General features: G+C 55.1%; 2 protein-coding genes. One reads left to right on the plus strand and one right to left on the minus strand.

What is annotated here, in order from left to right; genetic code table 11:
* The coding region (locus D6694_04540; GenBank protein RMH45563.1) for a hypothetical protein at nucleotides 1-492 on the minus strand (492 nt) is incomplete at its 3' end.
* On the opposite strand from D6694_04540, the gene D6694_04545 reads away from it, so the two are divergent.
* Nucleotides 472-1709, plus strand: a 1238-nt coding sequence (locus D6694_04545; protein ID RMH45564.1) for a recombinase family protein, incomplete at its 3' end; no start/stop codon positions are given. The genes D6694_04540 and D6694_04545 overlap by 21 nt on opposite strands.

The raw sequence follows: 1709 nt of genomic DNA on the forward strand, positions 1-1709 counted from the left end.
ATTTTTGTGGGCATGGTTAGGCTCGAGGGGATAATCAGGAGGAGCTAACCATGCCTCAGACGTTTTCCCGAAAGGTAATTTTGCGGCCTTATCCCATCCACGATGGGAATCGACGCTATTGGCAAGTGTATCAATGGTTACTTTCCAAACTTCAGGAGGAGTCCAACCATGATGCGGGTAGCCCTGTATGCTCGAGTCTCCAGTTTGAGTCAGGCTCGGGAGCACACCATCGACAGTCAACTGGCCGAGCTGTATGCCTACGCCCACCAACAGGGCTATGAGGTAAACGAACACCTGGTGTTTCGAGACGAGGGGGTCTCGGGAAACGAATGGTGCCGTCCGGGGCTGAACCGGCTCCGGGATGCGATAGCGAGGGGGGAAGTGGACCTCGTCTTGTGCCATGAGCCCAGCCGACTGTCTCGCAATCTGGGAATCCAACAATGGCTTATCCAACAGTGGCAAGCCCTGGGGGTGAGCTTGATCTTTATCCATCGTCCTCCCCTGGCTTCTTCTGCTGAGGAGCAACTGTTGCGCAATATTGAGGCCTCGGTGGCCGAATATGAACGGGCCTTGTTGAGCGACCGAATGCAGCGGGGACGTCGGTATCGCTTGCAACAAGGGGAAACGGCTCCCTATCCGGCTCCCTATGGCTATTTCTACTGCCATGCGGAGCGGGGAAGCGGAGCGCAATGGAAAATCCTTCCTGCTCAGGCACAGGTGGTCAGGGCCATCTATCGAATGTATGTAGATGAACACCTCTCGCTGGGAGGGATTGCCCGGCGATTGAATGAACAGAACCTCCCCGGCCCCGGCAACAAAACCTGGAGGGCTACCACCGTGGGGCGCATCCTGAACAACCCGGCCTACAAGGGAGAGGCCTATTGGAGGCGGCACTATTACGACCCCGCCGCGGTGGGCAAACCCCGACGGCAGGGAAGAGGCCCGCTGCAACGCCCCCGCCCCCAACCCCGTCCTCCCGAAGAGTGGATCCGGGTGAAGGTGCCTGCCATCGTCTCGGCCGAGTTGTGGCAGCAGGCTCAACACCAACGGCGTCAAAATATCCGGCTGGCCAAACGCCACCAGCGATACACCTATCTGCTCCACGGACTGCTGGTCTGCGCCAGTTGTGGCAACACCCTCTATGGATGCCGACGCAAAGACCACCGTTACTATTACTGCCCCAATCGTGCCCAACATCCCCATACCTCGGATAGCCAACTCTCCACCTGGGTCAACGCCCAGGAAGTGGAAGAACAAATTTGGAACACCTTGAAACAACTCCTGCAACACCCTCAACTCATCCAACAAGCCTATAACACCTATCGAGAAACCCAACAACCCGCCGAAATCGTCCAACAATGGCAACAATACCAACAACACCTCCACCACCAACAGCAACGCCTCATCGATGCCTATCAACAAGGAGTCATCGAATTAGAGGAACTGGCTCGACGACGACAGCAAATCCATCAGGAACTTCAACACATCCAATATCACCTCAACGCTTACCAAGCCCAGAAGCAGACGACCTTAGCGTTGGATCAATTCATGGAGCGAATCCGAACTGCTCTGCAATCCACCGACCAAACTACCCAACAAGAGTTGATCCGACTGTTAATTGATCGTATCATTGTCAGTGACAAAGAACTGATCATCTATCATGTGATACCTACTACCACCGGTGTTCTATTGGAACACGCGCTACGTGA

Source organism: Gammaproteobacteria bacterium (genome assembly GCA_003696665.1).
GTDB lineage: Bacteria > Pseudomonadota > Gammaproteobacteria > Enterobacterales.